This window comes from Zoogloea sp. (assembly GCF_017302315.1).
Taxonomy (GTDB): Bacteria; Pseudomonadota; Gammaproteobacteria; order Burkholderiales; family Rhodocyclaceae; genus Zoogloea.
This window is the reverse complement of sequence record NZ_JAFLDT010000010.1, coordinates 11,336-28,604: the sequence shown is the minus strand read 5'-3', so window position 1 is coordinate 28,604 and position 17,269 is coordinate 11,336. Positions and strand designations below refer to the sequence as shown.

The following is a 17,269-nucleotide window of genomic DNA, read 5'->3' as shown; positions in this document are numbered from 1 at the left end:
GGGTGGGTTTGAGTCAAAAGGGGAGTTTAACACGGCCCTCCGTGCTTACCGAAAGCCGGTGTTCCAAAACAGTGCGGGCCCATCCCATTCGAGGGGCGGGCCCGCCGGGATGACGCTTTTCAAACCCGGAAGTGGCTGACCTTGGCTTCCAGGTCGGCAGCCAGCTGTTCCAACACCGCGGTCTGTCCGTGGGTGTGCCGGGTGATCTGGTTGTTCAGCTCGGCCATCTGGGCGATCCGTTCGACCCCGCGGGCGACGTCCTGGCTGGCTGCGCTTTGTTCCCGCATGGCGTCGGCGATGTCGTTGACTGCGCTGGTGGTACGGTTGCTCTCGTTGCGAATGGAGTCGAGCACGGAACCCGAATCGGTGGCGAACTGGACGCCTTCGCGCACTTCGCTCGCGACGCCCTTGATCATGGCGACGACCCGATCAGCCTCACCCTGTACCTCGGAAACGGTGACAGAGATTTCCCGGGTGGAGCTGGCAGTGCGTTCAGCCAGTTTGCGCACCTCGTCGGCCACCACGGCGAATCCGCGGCCGCTTTCACCCGCCCGGGCTGCCTCGATGGCGGCGTTGAGGGCGAGCAGGTTTGTCTGATCAGCAATTTCGTTGATGATCTTGCCGATGTTGGAAATACGGGCCGAACGCTCGGAAAGCAAATTGACGGCTTCGCCGGCCTTGCCGATCTCGTCCGAGATACGGTCCATGCCGCTGATCATGTTCCGGACCTTGATGCCGCCGTCGTCGGCGTGGGCCTTGGCCTGCTGGGTGATGTCGCGGGCCAGTGCCGCGCTGTCGGACACGTGACTGATGCTGACGGACAGTTCCTCGATGGCGGAGGCGAGGCCGGCAGCAGCCTCGCTCTGGGAGGAAGTGCCGTTGACCACTTCATCCGAGCCCAGCCTCAAGGTGCGTGCCGACTCCTTGACCGTGTTGGCGGTGCGGATCACGTCGCTGATCAGCGTTCCGATCTTGCGGGTGGTGCCGTCTAAAGAGCGGGTGATCTGGTCAAGTTCGTTGGCACTGTCCGCCGCAGTTTCGGGGAAGCGAACACTCAGATCACCATCTCCGATGCGGTGAGTGGCCTCAAGCAGGCCTTTGATGGGTGACAGGCGATTGCGGGTGATGAAGAACAGTACGATGGTGAGCAGGAGCGCACCCCCGACGCACAGGGCAATCAGGTTGTTGCGAAGCTGGCGGGCCTCCACGGTGAATTCATCAATGAAGCTCCCGGTCGCAACAATCCAGCCCCAGGCGGGTGCGCTGTCGAACACGACCATCTTCGGCGCCATATCAGGGCTCTCCGGGCTGCTCCAGGCGTAGGTCATCGCCCCTTGTTTGCGCCGAATCTGCTCGGCAACGATGGCGCTGAGTGCCGGATTGCCAATCTCGCCCAGGGTCTTCCCGGCATGACCGGGGTAGTGGATGAGTTCCGTCTTGGTGGTGTCGTCCTGGGGTGAAAAGATGTAGGCATAGCCGGTGGCGCCCGACTTGATCTCGCCGAGGGCCTTGAACAGACGATCCATATCCGCCTGGATATCCACCCGGGCTGCGATTGCGCCCACCACCTTGCCTCCGTCGTCGAGAATGGGCTCGATGGCCGAGATGTAGTACTTGCCGGCGCGTTTCACGACGCCCGTATAGCTCTTGCCTGCCAGCAGTGCTCTTACTTCGGGACTGTTTCCTGGAATGGTGGTGCCTTCGGTGCTCTTGCCGTCCTTTGTCTTGAGCAAGGTGGCGCCTCGCACGAATTCGTCTCCTACCCGGATCAGCAGGGCGGGGTCTGCGTCGATTTGGCGTTTGATGCTCTCGAGCACGGCGGTATTGCCGTTGATGATGCGATCGCCGCTGCGCACGACCGGGACCTGATACGTGCCGGATGCCACGGTGTCGGGGCCGAACCGCAGTTTTCCCGTCGTGTCCTTCAGCCGCGCCAGGCCCTTGTTGGCCTGGGATGTGGCGTTACCGTAGCTGAGCTCCAGCATCCGGACGATACCCCGGATCTGATTGTTGAGCTCCTCTTCCGTCTTGGCGAGTGCTGCACGTTCGGTAAAGTAAGTTGTGAAAGCGATCAGCGCACTGAAGATCAGGATGCTGACGACGCTTGCGGCAAGGGCAATCTGGTGGATAAGGGACAGGCGATTCAGTTTCAACATGGAGACTCCGGCAGGGTTTGCCAGCTTGGCAACGTCATGTACGCTGCAAACGGCCGGAGTCGGGATTACTTTAGCGTCTCAGCGGTTATCAAGGCCCGGATCAGGCGTTGGGCAACTCGTCCAGTGCGTTGTTCAGGTGCCGCTGGTCGGCCCAGGCGATCAGCTGCCAGTCCGCTCCATCCAGGGCGATCCAGTTCAGTGCCGCGTTGGGAATGGTGAAATCCCGGGGCGACTCGAGGGGCTTGCCGGTGGCAAGGCGGTGGGCGATGTCAAGGACGCCGCCATGGGTGACCACCAGCACGCTGCCGCCCCGATGGCGAGTCGCAATCTCATGGAGGGTCTCGTGGATACGCGCGGCAAACTGCTGCAGGCTTTCACCGCCGCCGGGAAACACGAAGTCGGGATCCCGGCTTTCGAAGCGGTGGTAGTCCTCGGGAAAACGCGTTCGGGCTTCGTCATACGTAAGCGCCTGGAAGACCCCATAGTGTCGCTCACGCAGGCGGGCATCAAGGACGGCCTGCAAGGCGCATCGAGCGGATATGGTGTCAGCGGTCTGGCGGGCACGGCGCAGATCGGACGCATAGGCGGCATCGAAGCGTTCACCGGACAGGCTGAGGGCGGTGGCACGAGCCTGGGCGAGGCCGGTGTCATTGAGAGGGATGTCAATATGGCCCTGGAGGCGCCGTTCGGCGTTCCAGGCTGTTTCTCCGTGGCGAACCAGACAGATGCGGGTGGTCATGATGGACGGCTGGCGGCGATAGCTAGGTAGAGGGTGTTCAAGTATCGCATGCCCCACTTGAACCGCGAATCACCCCCGTCGCCCGGAAAAGCAGGGGCCGGATCGGGCCTATGGGCCTGTTGACGCAACGGTAGGCGTAATCCCTGATTGTTGCAGAATCCATCTCGCCGATAATCCCAGCCCAGCAAACACGGGCTTTCGCGGGCCCTTCAGCCGAATTTCACACTAAAGGAGGTGCGGGACGTGCAAGCCCTGCTCAAGTTATCACGCGCTATCGATGCGCTTTCGGAGGGGGTAGGCAAGGCGACGATCTGGCTCGTCCTGGTCGTCACCCTCATCAGCGCTGCCAACGCCTTCGTGCGTTACACCTTCAATTACAGCTCTAACGGTTTGCTCGAGATCCAGTGGTATCTTTTTTCTGCGATCTTTCTGCTATGCGCTGGTTACACGCTGATGCGCAACGAGCACGTGCGCATCGACGTGATCTCCGGCCGCTTCTCGCCCCGCACCCATGCCTGGATTGACATCATCGGCACGCTTTTCTTCCTCGCGCCGATGGCTGTGGCCGTTCTGTACCTGTCGTGGCCGATCTTCATCAATGCCTACCTCAACAACGAATATTCCTCCAATGCCGGCGGCCTGATCGTGTGGCCGGTCCGCGCCCTTGTTCCCATCGGGTTTTCCCTGTTGATCCTTCAGGGGGTATCTGAGCTGATCAAGCGGTTTGCCTTTCTGAGAGGCCTCATTCCTGATCCCAACGCCAAGCCGAAGGCGCCCTCCGCCGAAGAGGAACTGGCAAGGGCCATCAAACAGCAACGTGGGGAGGCCGCGTAAATGGAATTCATCGCTGCCAACATGGCACCCCTGATGTTCGGGTCGCTGGTGCTGTTCATGCTTTTCGGCTACCCGGTGGCCTTCGCCCTGGCCGCCAATGGCATCGTCTTCGGCCTGATCGGGATTGAGCTGGGCATGCTCACTCCGGCCCTGTTCCAGGCCTTGCCTGACCGCATTTTCGGTGTCATGTCCAATGACACACTGCTGGCCATCCCTTTCTTCACCTTCATGGGCCTGATTCTCGAACGATCAGGCATGGCGGAGGATCTCCTCGATACCATCGGCCAGCTCTTCGGCCCGGTGCGTGGCGGTCTGGCCTTCGCGGTGATCTTCGTCGGCGCGATCCTGGCGGCGACCACCGGCGTGGTGGCCGCTTCGGTGATCTCCATGGGCCTCATCTCCCTGCCGATCATGATGCGTTATGGCTACGACGAGCGTCTCGCATCCGGCGTCATTGCCGCATCCGGCACGCTGGCGCAGATCATCCCCCCGTCGCTGGTGCTGATCATCATGGCCGACCAGCTAGGTCGGTCTGTCGGTGACATGTATCAGGGTGCGCTGGTCCCCGGCCTGGTGCTGACCGCCTTCTACGTCGTTTACGTCGCCCTCGTTGCGGTGTTCAGGCCCAGTGCCGCACCGGCCCTTCCCCCCGAGGCGCGAACCCTGCGCGGCGGAAAGCTGCTGCTGCGGGTACTGACTTCCCTGGTGCCGCCGCTGCTGCTGATCTTCCTGGTGCTGGGCACCATCTTTCTGGGGATCGCGACCCCCACCGAGGGGGGAGCCATGGGGGCTGCCGGCGCCCTGGTCATGGCCGTGATGCGCAAGCGGCTGAGCGTTGCCCTGCTCAAGCAGGCCATGGAGAGCACCGCCAAGCTGACCACCTTTGTGATCTTCATCCTGATCGGCGCCCGGGTCTTTTCCTTGACCTTTTACGGTGTCGAAGGTCACCTGTGGGTCGAACACCTGCTGGATGACCTGCCCGGTGGTCAGGTGGGCTTCCTGATCGTCGTCAATATCCTGATCTTCCTGCTGGCCTTCTTCCTCGACTTCTTCGAGCTGGCCTTCATCGTGGTGCCCCTGCTGGCGCCGGTCGCCGAGAAACTCGGGATTGATCTGATCTGGTTTGGCGTGTTGCTGGGTGTCAATATGCAGACCTCCTTCATGCATCCGCCCTTTGGTTTTGCCCTGTTCTACCTGCGTTCGGTGGCGCCGCCGTCCATCAAGACCACCCAGATCTACTGGGGTGCCGTGCCCTTCGTGGTCATCCAGATCATCATGGTCGGTGTGCTGATTGCGTTCCCGCAGCTAGTGACCATGGGCCTTGATGCACAGGTCAAGGTGGATACCGACCAGGTGGAGATCGTGGTACCGGAGGGTGACGCCCAGGACGACTCACCGGTCCGGTTTGACGATGAGCCGGCTGCTGGTGTTCCTCCGGCCGAAGGGGGTGAGAAGGACGCAATCCCTGCACCGAGTGCCGATGACGATGCCGCCAAAGCCCTTGAGAAAGCCTTGCAGGGCGACAAGAAATAGCTGATGCATCAGGTTTGCCTGAAACCCGGGGTGAAAACCCCGGGTTTTTTCGTTCAGGGCTCCGGGAATGCAGGATGAGCAAATACAATGCGCATATTTATCACGCCTGCCTGAATGATGGAAAAGCAAGACAACGCGCTCCCTGTGGTCTTCAGTGGGGAGGGCAGGGACTACTTCGGGATCTGGGTAGTGAATCTGCTGCTGACCGTCCTGACCCTCGGAATCTACTCCGCCTGGGCCAAGGTTCGCCGCATGCATTTCTTCTACCGACACACATCACTTGCCGGTTCAGCCTTTGACTATCACGGCGAACCGCTTTCCATCCTCAAGGGGCGGACACTCGCCTTCCTGATGTTCATGGCCTACCAGATCTCCGCCGAAGCACAGCCCATGGTCGCGGCAATCGTCCTGCTGGTCCTGATGGCGGTCATGCCCTGGCTGTTGCACCGCTCCCTGTGCTTCCGGATGCACAACAGCAGTTATCGCGGCCTGCGTTTCGTGTTCCGGGGGAGCGTGAGGCAGGCCTATGTGGTCTTTCTCGGGCTGCCCCTCCTGATTCTGCTCTCGCTTGGCCTGGCCTTTCCCCTGTGGGTGCATGCCCTGAAGGTCTATCAGTACGGCAGCAGCGCTTTCGGCCGTAGCGGCTTCCACTGCGCCCTTTCCCGGGCCGAGATTTATCGTATCTACCTCGTTGCCGGTATGGTGGCCATCGGTGTAACCGTCGCCATCACGCTTCTGCTTGGCCTGGGCGTTGCAGAGACGCTGTCTGTGGAAGAAGGGGCCGAGACCCGGGCGCTGGCGATGGTGGGCGGCGTGGCTCTGCTGGCTGGTTCTGCGATGATGCTGTGTGTGGCGCCCTTCGTGGCGGCGGGGGTGCAGAACGCGGTATGGAACGGTCTGAGTCTCGGGCCGCACCGGTTTCGTAGCGCTGTGTCCGGGCGTCGTCTGGTCTTCATCACCCTCACCAACCTGCTGGGTGTCATTCTCACCCTTGGTCTTTATCGCCCCTTTGCCGAGCTGCGCCTGATGAAGTATCGCTTGCAGAGCATCTCGATGCTTCCCGATGGAGACCTTGACGATTTCGTGGCCCTCATCGAGGCTGATGTTGCCGCCATTGGAGAAGAGAGCGCTGAAATGTTTGATGTGGACGTGGGCCTCTAGGCCGTGGATCTGTCTGATCCCCCAGTGGCAGCGCTGTATTTCGACGGATGCTCGTCGCGCGCGCGCCCGGTCATGCTGTCGGTTGTCGGTGGCGAGCTGGTGATGTGCGGTGAGGGCGTCCAGCGGCGGGAGCTGTTGGTGGTACTGCGCCTCTCGGAGCCTCTGGGCCGCTCCCCCCGGCTGGTCACCTTTCCCGATGGTGCCCACTGTGAGGTATCCGATGATGCCGCATTCCGGCGCATGCTGGCGCTTAGCGGTCACCGGGACGCCCCGGTGGTGCGCTGGCAGTTCTCGCGGACGGCGGTGGTGGCGTCCCTTGCCATGCTGCTCGCCTGTCTCGTGCTGGCCCATGAGTGGCTACTGCCCCGTTTGGCCCGTCAGGTGGCAGAGCGGGTGCCGGCAGACCTGGCAACGCGGGTGAGCGATGAGACCCTTGCCATGCTGGACGCCAATGTCTTCGGGCCAAGCCAGTTGCCGGTGACCCGTCAGCAGGCCCTGTCCGCGCGCCTGGCCACCCTGAAGCAGGCCGACATGCCGGCGGTGCGCCCGCAGTTGCTGTTTCGCCAGGGTCGGCCCATGGGGGCCAATGCCCTGGCCCTGCCTTCCGGCTTGATCGTTGTGACGGACGAGCTGGTGGCACTGGCCCGCAACGACGAGGAGATCCTTGGCGTGCTGGCCCACGAGATGGGCCATGTCAGCCGGCGCCATGGCTTGCGCCTGGCCATCGAGAGCTCCGCCGTCGGCCTGTTTGCCGCCTGGTACATCGGTGATGTCAGCGCCCTGTTGGCAGGGGTGCCGGCGGCTCTGTCCCAGGCGCGCTACTCCCGCGGCTTCGAGCGCGAGGCCGACGACTTTGCCGCACGTCTATTGGTGCTCAATGGGATCCCCGTCGGGCGTCTTGCGGACATCCTCGAACGGATGGACGGGCCGCCGGAGCGGTTGGAGAACGGGAGCAGGACGGGTAGCGAGCAGTCGCGGTCGCCCTTTGCCTATTTCGCGACCCATCCCCTGACCGCCGAGCGCATCCATCGCCTGCGGGCGGCGCGTTGATGGCGCGGGTCAGGGCGCCTGACAGAGCCGGTTGCGGCCGCTCGCCTTGGCTTCGTAGAGCGCCTTGTCACTGCGGGTCACGAGGTCCGCTGCCGACTCCCCGGGGAGCCGGCTGGCCAGACCGATGGATGCGGTGATGTGTGCGAGGCGCTCGCCCGTGCGGCTGTCCTTGAGCACCAGCCGCTCAATGGAAAGCCTGAGTGTTTCGGCAAGCTCCACCGCCTGTTTGAGGGTGCCGCCACAGAAGATCAGCGCGAATTCCTCCCCGCCATAACGGTAGACGGACACACCGACCCGCGCCACGTTGTTCAGTTGGGCGCCGACCAGACTCAGCACCCGGTCACCCACCGGATGCCCGAAGCGGTCATTGAACTGCTTGAAATGGTCGATATCCAGCATGGCGAGGTGGATGACCGGAGCCCTGTCTCCGTGCCCCATGAACTGGCCCAGTTCTGTGTCGAAGGCCCTGCGGTTGTATACCCCGGTCAGTTCGTCGTGCATGGCGTTCTGACGCAGGGCTTCCATTTCGTTGCGCAACCGCAGGATCTCGGCATTCGCGGCGCTCAGACGCTGCTCGAAACGTGCGGTGCTTTCGTGCATGGCCGTAGAGCCCTGCAGGAGCTTCTCGACGGTTCCGAACACGTCGTCGATGGAGGCGCTGACGGAAGCCGGGCCACGCAGATCACGACTGCATTCGTCGAGCAGGGAGTTGAAGGACTGGGTGCCGGCGATGGTGGCGTGAAGGTCCTTGCCTATTCCCTGGACCATCTGTTCAAGATCGTCCTTCATCCGCCCCAGGGCAAGCTCCTGGCTACCCGTCGGCGATATGTGCGTCTTGAAGAGATCTTCAGCCTTGCTGACCGGGATCGTGCCGTACGCAGCGACGATATCGTCGATCCGCTGGTTCAGGGTTGGATCCTCGTTGGCGACGTAGGTGTACCAGAGTGCATAGTTGAGGGGCGTGACGGGAATTCCGTGCTTCACCATGATGGGGACGGCCTTGCGCAAACGCTCGGCTGCCTGCTCGACTGAACCGCTGATCACAATTCTTCTCCCTGAATTGCCACGGTGCGGGTGAGGTCCGTGGTAGGTTTGTTTGATTGTCGTGTCGGCCGGTGCGACATGCCGAAGTGGTGTTATCGGCATATGCCGATGAAAGTTCGTCATAACTTGTTAAAAGACGGTGTCAGCCAAACAAAGAAAAACGGCGCCCAGGGGCGCCGTCGTTCCGACCGCGAGGGATCGCCTCGCCGGGGTGATTCAGGTTTCGTGCATCACCGTGCCTTCCACCAGCGTGAAGCGAACCCGCCCGGGCAATTCCAGGCCCAGGAACGGTGTGTTTTTGCCCTGGCTGCGGAGCATGTTGCGGGTGATCAGCTGGTGGCAGTCGGGATCGAAGATGCAGATGTCTGCCCGCGCGCCAACCGACAGATGGCCGCCTTTGGCGATGCCAGCGATCTTTGCTGCTTCGGAGGTTATCCGGGCCAGGGCTTCCATCAGCGGTAGCTTGTGTTCGGCAGCCCACTTGAGCGTCAGGGGAAGGAGCAGCTCGAGACCGGTGGTGCCGGGCTCGGACTCGCTGAAGGGCGCCTGTTTCGCATCGTCATCCACCGGGGTGTGATCCGAGCAGATTGCGTTGATACGACCATCAGCCAAGGCCTGGGACAGGGCGATGCGGTCGCGCTGGCTGCGCAGGGGCGGGACGACGTGGCAGTGGGGGTTGAAGTAGCCGATGTCCATGTCGCAAAGGTGCAGGTGGTGGGCGGCCACGTCGCAGCTCACGTCCACGCCATCCTTGCGGGCCTGTTCGATCAGGTCGAGGCTTTCCGCGCAGGACAGGCGGGTGATATGCAGGCGAGCGCCCGTCTGGCGGGCCAGGCGGAGGTAGGTGTACAGGGCGACGATCTCGGCACTGGCCGGAATGCCGGGCAGGCCGAGGCGCGATGCAACTTCGCCATCATGGGCGACGCCGCCACGGGCCAGGTAGGGGTCGAGGGGTTGCAGCCACACGCGAAAACCGAAAGTGGCGGCATATTGCATGGCGCGGGACAGCACCCGGGTGTCGAGAATGGGGGTGTTGGCCTGACTGAATGCCACACAGCCGGCTTCCACCAGCTCGGCCATCTCCGATAGCTGCTCGCCCTTCAGGCCGATGGTGAGGGCACCTACCGGATAGACGTGGGCGCGGTTGAGCTTTTTGGCCCGGTAGCACAGCATCTCGACCAGACCGGGCTCATCCAGTACCGGATCGGTGTCAGGGGGAATGGCCAGGCTGGTGACGCCACCCGCCATGGCCGCGTCCATTTCGGATTCAAGGGTGGCCTTGTATTCAAAACCGGGTTCGCGGAGGCGCGCGGCCAGATCGATCAGGCCGGGGGCGACGACAAGGCCGCTGGCATCGATGGAGCGGGCTGCGGTGAAGCCGGCGGGGGCAGACCCCACGCCGACGATCTTGCCGTCGGCGATGAAGAGATCCCGGGGGGCGTCGATCTTGTTGGCCGGGTCGATCAGGCGGCCGTTGTGGATATGAATATTCATCGTACTGATCCGTTCAATGGCTGCCGAGCATGCTCATCACCGCCATGCGCACGGCGATACCGAAGGTGACCTGGGGCAGGATCACGGCCTGACTGCCATCGGCCACGGCCGAGTCGATCTCGACGCCCCGGTTCATGGGGCCGGGGTGCATCACGATGGCGTCGGGCTTCGCCAGGGCCAGCTTGTCGGCGGTGAGGCCCCAGACCTTGAAGAATTCCTGGGGGCTGGGGAGCAGGGCACCGTTCATGCGTTCGTTCTGGAGGCGCAGCATCATCACCACGTCAACGCCCTTGAGGCCTTCTTCCATGGTGGCGCAATAGCGCACGCCCATCTTCTCCACGTCGGTGGGGAGCAGGGTGCGGGGGCCGATGACGCGTACCTCGGGCACACCCAGGGTGGTCAGTGCCGCGATCTGGGAGCGCGCCACACGGGAGTGGAGCACGTCGCCGACGATGGCGACGGTGAGGTTGTGGAATTCCTTCTTGTAATGCCGGATGGTGTACATGTCCAGCAGCCCCTGCGTGGGGTGGGCGTGACGCCCGTCGCCGGCATTCACCACGTGGATATGGTCGCGGCCGGTGTTCTGCAGATGCTGGGCGATCAGATGCGGGGCGCCGCTGGACTCGTGGCGCACCACGAACATGTCGGCATGCATGGCACACAGGTTGTCCACGGTGTCGAGCAGGGTCTCGCCCTTCTTCGTGGATGAGGTGGCGACGTTGAGGTTGATCACGTCGGCCGACAGGCGCTTGGCGGCAATCTCGAAGGTGGTGCGGGTGCGGGTGCTGTTCTCGAAGAACAGGTTGAAGACGCTTTTGCCGCGGAGCAGGGGGAGTTTCTTGACTTCCCGCTCGGCCACTTCGGTGAAGGGGGCGGCAGTGTCGAGGATCTGGGTGATGATCCCGCGGGGCAGGCCGTCGAGGGTCAGAAGGTGCTGCAGTTCACCTTGCTTGTTGAGTTGGGGATTACGCATGGATCAGCCTCATGGTGAGGGCGCCGGAGTCGTCGCGCTCAAGTTGGAGGTTTTGCCCCGCCGGCAGTGGCGTGGGCAGGGTCAGGGCGCAGAAGCTCGCGGCAATGGGGAGCTCACGGCCGCCTCGGTCGATCAGTACGGCCAGATCCACCCGGGCGGGGCGGCCGTAGTCGAACAGCTCGTTGAGGGCGGCGCGGGTGGTGCGGCCGGTATACAACACGTCATCGACGATGACGATGTGGGCGGCTTCCACGTCAAAGGGGATCTTCGACCCGCGGGGTTGGGGGTGCAGGCCCTTGGCGGAGTAGTCGTCCCTGTAGAAGCTCACGTCGATGCTCCCCAGCGGCTGGGACAAACCAAGGAGCGCATGGAGACGTTCCGCCAGCCATACACCACCGGTGTGAATCCCCACCAGGCAGGTGTCGGGAGTGACCCGGGGGCGCATCGTCTCGGCAAGGGTGGCAATGAGCTGTTCGGCTTCAGGAAGGTGCATGGCGGGCGCTTTCGAAATACTGGAGCAGGATGATCTGGGCAGCTGCGGAGTCCAGCCGGGGCTTTTGCTTGCGCCAGCTTTGGTGACCGGCGTCTCTGAGGCGCTCTTCCGCTTCCACCGATGACAGCCGCTCGTCCACCAATGTGACGGGAAGTCCGTAGCGGCCGTGGAGCTGGTTGGCAAAGCGGCGACAGCGGGCGGTCATGGCGTGTTCGCTGCCATCCAGGTGTGTGGGCAGTCCGACCACCAGCGCGGCAGGCCTCCATTCGGTGAGGAGCTGCTCGATGGCCGCGAAGCGCACGGCATTGGCTTCGTCGGCGATCACCGCAAGGGGGTGAGCGTGGCCTGTTTCCGTTTCGCCCACTGCCACGCCGATGCGGGCCAGGCCGAAGTCGAAGCCGAGGACGGTTCCCACTCAGGCGTGTCCGGCGACGTCCGAGAGCTTGGCGAAATCCACGCCGAGGAGCTGCATGGCGGCCACCAGCCGCTCTTCGGAGGGCAGGTCGAAGACGATGGACAGATCGGCAGGTACGGTGAGCCAGGCATTCTGGGCGAGTTCGTGTTCGAGCTGGCCGGCGGACCAACCGGCGTAGCCGAGCGCCACCAGAACTTCGCCGGGCTCGCCGTCGGAGGCCAGGGACTGCAGCACGTCGCGGGAGCTGGTCAGGCCGATACGGTCGTTGACGGTCAAGGTGGAGTGCCATTTGCCCGCCGGGCGGTGCAGCACAAAGCCACGGTCGGACTGGACCGGGCCGCCGAAATAGACGGGCAGGTCGGCAAACTCGTGATGCTCAAGGGGGATGTCCACACGCTCGAACAGGGTGGCCAGACGCATATCGGTGGGGCGATTGACGATGACCCCCATGGCGCCGTTTTCGTTGTGTTCGGCGATGTAGGTGAGGGTGCGCGAAAAATTCGGATCGGCCATGGCGGGCATGGCGATCAGAAAATGATCGGTGAGGTTGATGGTCGTCGTAGTCACGGGCGCTATTTTAAGCCGAGGTGCCCGATTGTAGCGGCAACTTTTGGGGCATGCTTGCGTCCATCGATTCCCGCTCATCTGTTCCGACGTCCATGTCCTCCGCCCTTGTCTGGTTTCGTCGCGACCTGCGCGACTTCGATCACACAGCCTTGTACCACGCGCTTAAAAATTACCAACGGGTATTCTGCGCCTTTGTTTTTGATGCGGATATCCTGGATGCGCTTCCAAGGCGTGGCGATCGGCGGGTGGAGTTCATCCATGGTTGTGTCGCCGAGCTGGATTCGGCCCTTCGTGCGAGGGGCGGAGGACTGATCGTGCGGCATGCTCCCGCCAGGGAGGCGATTCCCACCCTGGCGCAGCGCCTCGGTGTCGATGCCGTGCTTGCCAACCGGGACTATGAGCCCGCAGCCCTGGCCCGCGACAGCGATGTCGCCGAGCGCCTGCGCCTCCTTGGAATCGGCTTTGCCGATTTCAAGGATCAGGTGATCTTCGAGAAAGGCGAGATCCTCACCCAGGGAGGGGGGCCATTCTCGGTGTTTACGCCCTACAAGCGTGCCTGGCTGAAGACGCTCACCGACTTTCATCTCAAGTCCTATCCGGTGGACAAGTACGCAACCCGTCTGGCGCCGCCGCCCGAGGGCGAGCGGGTGCCGGATCTGGCCACGCTGGGGTTTGATGTGACCAATCTGGCTGAGCTGGGCATCACGCCGGGCATGGTGGCCGGGCGTCGGCTCTTCGAGGACTTCCTCAAGCGCATCGGGCGCTACAAGGCCAGACGCGACTTCCCCGCGGTGAAGGGGGTGTCCTACCTGTCGGTGCACCTGCGTTTCGGTACCGTGTCGATCCGTGAGTTGGCCCGGGCGGCCCGGGATGCCGGCGGCGAGGGGGCGGACACCTGGTTGTCGGAACTGGTGTGGCGTGACTTCTACTTTCAGATCCTGTGGCATCACCCGCGGGTGGTGGGGGCGAGCTTCCGGCCCGAATACGACCGGGTGGCCTGGGATCGGGACCCGGCCTTGTTTGCCGCGTGGTGCGAGGGGCGCACGGGCTATCCCATCGTTGATGCGGCCATGCGCCAGATCAACCACAGTGGCTACATGCACAACCGCTTGCGCATGATCGTGGCGTCCTTCCTGACCAAGGATCTCGGTATCGACTGGCGTGAGGGCGAGGCCTATTTTGCCGAGCACCTGAATGACTTTGACCTGGCGGCCAACAATGGTGGTTGGCAGTGGGCCGCATCCACCGGCTGCGACGCCCAGCCTTACTTCCGCATCTTCAACCCGGTGACCCAGTCGGAGAAGTTCGACCCCGAAGGCACCTTCATCCGGCGTTATCTGCCGGAGCTGGCAAAGGTGCCCGACAAATACATTCACGCCCCGTGGACCCTGCCGCCCATCGACCAGAAGCTCGCTAGCTGCGTCATCGGTACCGACTATCCGGCACCCGTGGTGGACCATGCCAAGGCCCGGGAGCACACCCTGGCCCGGTTTGCGGTGGTCAAGGGTGCGGCGGCGGAGTCGGCCGGGGAGGCCTGATTCAGCCGCGCTGCGCGATGGCGATCAGCACGCTGCCCGCAACGGCATAGCCGTCGCCGTCCCGGTGGGGCGCGAGTTCCGTGGTCACCTCTTCTCGCAGCCGTGCCTGGGTGGCCTCGGGGAGGCGCGACAGGGACTCTGCGGCGCCCCCGGCCAAGTCAAGAAAGGCCTGCCAGTAGGTGTCGGCACAGGCAAAACGACAGGTGAAAGCATGGGGCTCCAGGCGGACCCGGCCGAAGCCCGCGCCTTGCAGCAGTGGCCCCAGCGTATCCGCCGTGCCCAGGCGGAACACGGAAGGGCGCGGCACTTTCGGGGCCGGCAGGAGTCGGGCGATGCAGTCCTGGGCGCGAGCGATCAGGGGCACTTCCTCCCGCGGGCTCCATACCGACAGGGCGATGCGTCCCCCCGGCCGGATCACCCGGTGCAGCTCCGCCAGGGCCTTGCCCGGGTCGGGAAAAATGAACAGGCCCAGCCCGAGCAGCGCGGCATCGAAACTCCCGTCGGCAAAGGCCAGGTGTTCGGCGTCGCAGGCGGCGGCGAGGAGGTCGGGCAAGCCTTCCTGCTCGGCGCGGCGCTGCCCCTCGGCGAGCATGCTCTCGGCAATGTCACTGGCCAGTACCCAGCCATCGGGCAGCACACGGCGCGCTGCGTCTCGGGCCAGGAGGCCGGGACCGGCGGCCAGATCAAGGATGTGTTCGCCGGGTGCCGGCGCTGCGGCGTTCAGGAGGGCGGTCTGCAGGCTGGCCCGGAGCGGCGCGCCATCGGCATAACGGGCCGCGATGCGGTTGAAGCCGGTGCGTTCCAAGGCCTTGAAGCGGCGGGCATCGAAGCCCGCGGAGGTGTTGTCTGTCGTCACGGAAGGAGTCCGGCAAACTGAAGGATGGGGTCGAGGTAGTCGTCCCAACGCGTGAAGCTGTGGTCGCCACCTTCCAGTACGCTCTGCCGGCAGCCGGCGTAGCGGGCTACCGCGTGGCGGTAGTCAAGCACCTCGTCACCGGTTTCGACCAGCAGCCAGTAGCGTTCGGGCCGGGTGATGGCCGCGGTCTCGATGGCCTGCAGTTCGGCGATGTGGGTCGGGGTGAAATCGAAGGCCTCGCCGGTATACATGTGGGTCTGGGTGCCCAGGTAGGCTGACAGGGACAGGGGAGCGATGACCGCCGGATTGACCAGTACGGCCCGAAGCCCGTGTTTTTCGGCCAGGTGGGTGGCGTAATAGCCGCCGAGGGAGCTGCCGACGACGGTGGGTGGGGTGGTGCAGCGGGCAATCTGCGCCTCGGCCAGGGCGATGGCCTCGCGGGCCGAAACGGGGAGCTGCTCACACCAGAAGGCGTCGTCAAGGCCCTGAGCGGCCATGCGGGCGCGCAGACTGCGAGCCTTCCACGATTCGGGGCCGGAGCGGAAGCCGTGAAGGTAGATGATCATTTGGTCTCGAAGCGGTCTTCCGGCCGCAGGCGGCCGGGCAAGGTGGTGCTCAGCCAGCGGCGCGCATCCGCGTCGTCGGCCAGGTGGGCCTGCCAGAAGGCGCTGCTGGCAGCCAGCAGATTGTCGCGGAAAACCGCGGGTTCGCGGCGGATGTTGAATACCGTGCCTTCAGCCTGGCTGCCCTGTCCGGCAAAGTCCAGGTGGGTGCCGTCGGCAAACACCAGCAAATATTTGTCGCCCGCGGGCATGTGGCGGTAGGGCAGTTCGCGATTCGCTGCGGTGATGTCGGACAGGCTCATCCCGTCGTCGCGGCTGCCGGTGATGCTCAGGAAGGGGAGTCTGACCTGCCCGAAGCGGTGGGTCAGCCCGGGGCCCTTGTCGGCATGGCGGGCGGAAGGGCTCAAGGCCAGGGCTGCCGCCACGCGGGGGTCGGCAGGCTCGGGTTTCTGTTCGGGGCGGCGTTCACCCGCCAGGAGCTGCACCGTAACCGCACCGAAGGAATGCCCGCACAGACCAATTTTCTGTACCCCGTTGATGACGTCGGGGAAGCATCCTTCCCGGCCGATGCGGCCGAGCACAAAGCGCAAATCGTCGGCCCGGCGGGTGAGCTCTTCCGGATTCATGGCCATGCGGAAGGCTTTCCGCAGGGCGAGGGGCGAGTTGTTGTGGAGCAGGCTGGTGTCACTGCCCGGGTGCTGCACGGCGATCGCCGCGAAGCCGAGCCCGGCCCAGTGGGATAGCCAGTCGGTCCCGCCTTCGCGGGAGCCCCCCAGCCCATGGGAGAAGAGGATCAGGCCGGCCGGGGCGGGGCGATCGGGCAGGTAGAGCTTGAGGGGCAGGCTGCGGGCCCGCCGGCTGTCATGGATGTCGGTGAGGTGGACGGCGTGGCTGAGGTGAGGGGCAGGGGCCGACGGCCCGGAGGGGGTCCGGGCCGGGTCAGTGCCAGCACTCAGTGCGCTGTCCATTCCACCAGGCCGAAGTGCCAGGTGGCGAGCACCACGATGCCGAAGGCGATGCGGTACCAGGCGAAGGGCACGAAATCGTGGTTGGAGATGTAGCGCAGCAGCCAGCGCACACACAGGAAGGCCGATACGAAGGCGGAGATGAAGCCCACCACCCACATGCCCAGGTCGTCCATGCTCAGCAGGGCACGCTCCTTGTAGAGCTGATAGATGGTGGCCATGCCCAGGGTGGGGATGGCCAGGAAAAAGGAAAATTCGGTTGCCGCGTGGCGCGAGAAGCCGAACAACATGCCGCCGATGATGGTCGAGCCCGAGCGCGAGGTGCCGGGGATCAGGGCCACGGCCTGGGCGAAACCCATCTTGAGGGCGTCCAGCGGGGTCATTTCGTCCACGCTGTGGATGCGGATGCTGTGCTGCCGGCGCTCGGCCCACAGGATCACGAAGGCGCCCAGAATAAAGGCGGTGGCCACCGGGATGGGAGCAAACAGCGAGGCCTTGATGGCCTTGCCGAAGATCAGGCCGAGAACGGCCAGGGGCAGGAAGGCGATGAAGAGGTTGAGCACCAGGCGGTTGGCCTCGGGCTGCCGGCCCAGGCCGGAAAAAGTGCGGATCACCCGTTCGCGGTATTCCCACACCACAGCGAGGATGGCGCCGGACTGGATGACAATCTCGAACAGCTTGCCCCGGTCATCGTTGAAGTTGAGCAGGTCGCCTGCCAGGATGAGGTGCCCGGTGCTGGAGATCGGCAGGAATTCGGTCAGGCCTTCGACCACGCCGAGTATCAGCGCCTTCAGGAGCAGGATGATGTCCATAAGCTATTGGATGTGCAGTGCGGAAAGAGCATCCATTATAGCGGTTGTGTATCGTATGCCTTTGCGCTCCTATGAC

17 protein-coding genes are annotated in these 17,269 nt (G+C 63.9%); 5 read left to right on the top strand and 12 right to left on the bottom strand.

All coding sequences use genetic code 11. The features are described from left to right. Nucleotides 1-119 precede the first annotated feature (119 nt). Both J0L98_RS05435 and J0L98_RS05430 read right to left on the bottom strand, forming a co-directional pair. Nucleotides 120-2,156, bottom strand: coding sequence for a methyl-accepting chemotaxis protein (locus J0L98_RS05435; RefSeq protein WP_296410533.1), 2,037 nt, complete (start codon nucleotides 2,154-2,156; stop codon nucleotides 120-122). A gap of 100 nt (nucleotides 2,157-2,256) precedes the next feature. Continuing rightward, a complete protein-coding gene (locus J0L98_RS05430) occupies nucleotides 2,257-2,895 on the bottom strand; it encodes a histidine phosphatase family protein (RefSeq protein ID WP_296410532.1) in 639 nt (212 codons plus the stop codon). 243 nt (nucleotides 2,896-3,138) lie between these two features. Here J0L98_RS05430 and J0L98_RS05425 point away from each other — a divergent pair, with 243 nt between their 5' ends. The 4 genes from J0L98_RS05425 to J0L98_RS05410 all read left to right on the top strand — a co-directional run bounded on the left by J0L98_RS05425 (nucleotide 3,139) and on the right by J0L98_RS05410 (nucleotide 7,473). Continuing rightward, on the top strand, nucleotides 3,139-3,729 hold the full coding sequence (locus tag J0L98_RS05425; protein ID WP_296410531.1) for a TRAP transporter small permease subunit: 591 nt from the start codon (nucleotides 3,139-3,141) through the stop codon (nucleotides 3,727-3,729). Then, entirely contained in the window at nucleotides 3,730-5,262 is a 1,533-nt protein-coding gene (locus J0L98_RS05420) for a TRAP transporter large permease subunit (protein ID WP_296410530.1), read from the top strand. Nucleotides 5,263-5,376: 114 nt separating this feature from the next. Next, nucleotides 5,377-6,423 (top strand): YjgN family protein, encoded by a 1,047-nt coding sequence (locus J0L98_RS05415; RefSeq protein ID WP_296410528.1) that lies wholly within the window; start codon nucleotides 5,377-5,379, stop codon nucleotides 6,421-6,423. A gap of 72 nt (nucleotides 6,424-6,495) precedes the next feature. After that, nucleotides 6,496-7,473, top strand: a complete 978-nt coding sequence (locus J0L98_RS05410; protein ID WP_296410527.1) for a M48 family metallopeptidase — start codon at nucleotides 6,496-6,498, stop codon at nucleotides 7,471-7,473. Nucleotides 7,474-7,482: 9 nt separating this feature from the next. Here J0L98_RS05410 and J0L98_RS05405 read toward each other — a convergent pair whose 3' ends face one another. The 6 genes from J0L98_RS05405 to J0L98_RS05380 form a co-directional block, all read right to left on the bottom strand. Beyond that, on the bottom strand, nucleotides 7,483-8,517 hold the full coding sequence (locus tag J0L98_RS05405) for a GGDEF domain-containing protein (RefSeq protein WP_296410524.1): 1,035 nt from the start codon (nucleotides 8,515-8,517) through the stop codon (nucleotides 7,483-7,485). Nucleotides 8,518-8,733: 216 nt separating this feature from the next. Next, nucleotides 8,734-10,011 carry a dihydroorotase gene (locus tag J0L98_RS05400; protein WP_296410522.1) on the bottom strand — a complete coding sequence of 426 codons (1,278 nt, stop codon included), beginning with the start codon at nucleotides 10,009-10,011 and terminating at the stop codon, nucleotides 8,734-8,736. Between the two features lie 13 nt (nucleotides 10,012-10,024). Then, complete coding sequence (locus J0L98_RS05395) at nucleotides 10,025-10,984, bottom strand: aspartate carbamoyltransferase catalytic subunit (protein WP_296410521.1); 960 nt, start codon at nucleotides 10,982-10,984, stop codon at nucleotides 10,025-10,027. Next, complete coding sequence (pyrR, locus tag J0L98_RS05390) at nucleotides 10,977-11,477, bottom strand: bifunctional pyr operon transcriptional regulator/uracil phosphoribosyltransferase PyrR (RefSeq protein WP_296410519.1); 501 nt, start codon at nucleotides 11,475-11,477, stop codon at nucleotides 10,977-10,979. Before pyrR ends, J0L98_RS05395 begins: the two co-directional genes overlap by 8 nt. Continuing rightward, entirely contained in the window at nucleotides 11,464-11,892 is a 429-nt protein-coding gene (gene ruvX, locus J0L98_RS05385; protein WP_296410518.1) for a Holliday junction resolvase RuvX, read from the bottom strand. Before ruvX ends, pyrR begins: the two co-directional genes overlap by 14 nt. After that, a complete protein-coding gene (locus J0L98_RS05380) occupies nucleotides 11,893-12,459 on the bottom strand; it encodes a YqgE/AlgH family protein (protein WP_296403977.1) in 567 nt (188 codons plus the stop codon). It lies immediately after the preceding gene. Nucleotides 12,460-12,551: 92 nt separating this feature from the next. On the opposite strand from J0L98_RS05380, the gene J0L98_RS05375 reads away from it, so the two are divergent. Continuing rightward, a complete protein-coding gene (locus J0L98_RS05375) occupies nucleotides 12,552-13,997 on the top strand; it encodes a deoxyribodipyrimidine photo-lyase (protein WP_296410517.1) in 1,446 nt (481 codons plus the stop codon). 1 nt (nucleotide 13,998) lies between these two features. Here J0L98_RS05375 and J0L98_RS05370 read toward each other — a convergent pair whose 3' ends face one another. From J0L98_RS05370 to J0L98_RS05355, 4 genes are read right to left on the bottom strand one after another with little or no spacing between them, the layout of a single operon-like run. Next, on the bottom strand, nucleotides 13,999-14,853 hold the full coding sequence (locus J0L98_RS05370; RefSeq protein ID WP_296410515.1) for a class I SAM-dependent methyltransferase: 855 nt from the start codon (nucleotides 14,851-14,853) through the stop codon (nucleotides 13,999-14,001). Continuing rightward, on the bottom strand, nucleotides 14,850-15,419 hold the full coding sequence (locus J0L98_RS05365) for a YqiA/YcfP family alpha/beta fold hydrolase (RefSeq protein ID WP_296410513.1): 570 nt from the start codon (nucleotides 15,417-15,419) through the stop codon (nucleotides 14,850-14,852). Before J0L98_RS05365 ends, J0L98_RS05370 begins: the two co-directional genes overlap by 4 nt. Beyond that, nucleotides 15,416-16,384 carry a hypothetical protein gene (locus J0L98_RS05360; protein WP_296410512.1) on the bottom strand — a complete coding sequence of 323 codons (969 nt, stop codon included), beginning with the start codon at nucleotides 16,382-16,384 and terminating at the stop codon, nucleotides 15,416-15,418. Before J0L98_RS05360 ends, J0L98_RS05365 begins: the two co-directional genes overlap by 4 nt. After that, nucleotides 16,369-17,193: an undecaprenyl-diphosphate phosphatase gene (locus J0L98_RS05355; RefSeq protein WP_296403967.1), complete on the bottom strand. Its 825-nt coding sequence runs from the start codon at nucleotides 17,191-17,193 to the stop codon at nucleotides 16,369-16,371. The genes J0L98_RS05360 and J0L98_RS05355 overlap by 16 nt, the downstream gene beginning before the upstream one ends. Nucleotides 17,194-17,269: the final 76 nt, after the last annotated feature.

Bases quoted from the DNA above. Each gene is read 5' to 3' on its own strand.
- J0L98_RS05435 (WP_296410533.1), bottom strand. From the start codon at position 2,156: ATGTTGAAACTGAATCGCCTGTCCCTTATCCACCAGATTGCCCTTGCC.
- J0L98_RS05430 (WP_296410532.1), bottom strand. From the start codon at position 2,895: ATGACCACCCGCATCTGTCTGGTTCGCCACGGAGAAACAGCCTGGAAC.
- J0L98_RS05420 (WP_296410530.1), top strand. From the start codon at position 3,730: ATGGAATTCATCGCTGCCAACATGGCACCCCTGATGTTCGGGTCGCTG.
- J0L98_RS05415 (WP_296410528.1), top strand. From the start codon at position 5,377: ATGATGGAAAAGCAAGACAACGCGCTCCCTGTGGTCTTCAGTGGGGAG.
- J0L98_RS05410 (WP_296410527.1), top strand. From the start codon at position 6,496: ATGCTGTCGGTTGTCGGTGGCGAGCTGGTGATGTGCGGTGAGGGCGTC.
- J0L98_RS05400 (WP_296410522.1), bottom strand. From the start codon at position 10,011: ATGAATATTCATATCCACAACGGCCGCCTGATCGACCCGGCCAACAAG.
- J0L98_RS05395 (WP_296410521.1), bottom strand. From the start codon at position 10,984: ATGCGTAATCCCCAACTCAACAAGCAAGGTGAACTGCAGCACCTTCTG.
- pyrR (WP_296410519.1), bottom strand. From the start codon at position 11,477: ATGCACCTTCCTGAAGCCGAACAGCTCATTGCCACCCTTGCCGAGACG.
- J0L98_RS05375 (WP_296410517.1), top strand. From the start codon at position 12,552: ATGTCCTCCGCCCTTGTCTGGTTTCGTCGCGACCTGCGCGACTTCGAT.
- J0L98_RS05365 (WP_296410513.1), bottom strand. From the start codon at position 15,419: ATGATCATCTACCTTCACGGCTTCCGCTCCGGCCCCGAATCGTGGAAG.
- J0L98_RS05360 (WP_296410512.1), bottom strand. From the start codon at position 16,384: ATGGACAGCGCACTGAGTGCTGGCACTGACCCGGCCCGGACCCCCTCC.
- J0L98_RS05355 (WP_296403967.1), bottom strand. From the start codon at position 17,193: ATGGACATCATCCTGCTCCTGAAGGCGCTGATACTCGGCGTGGTCGAA.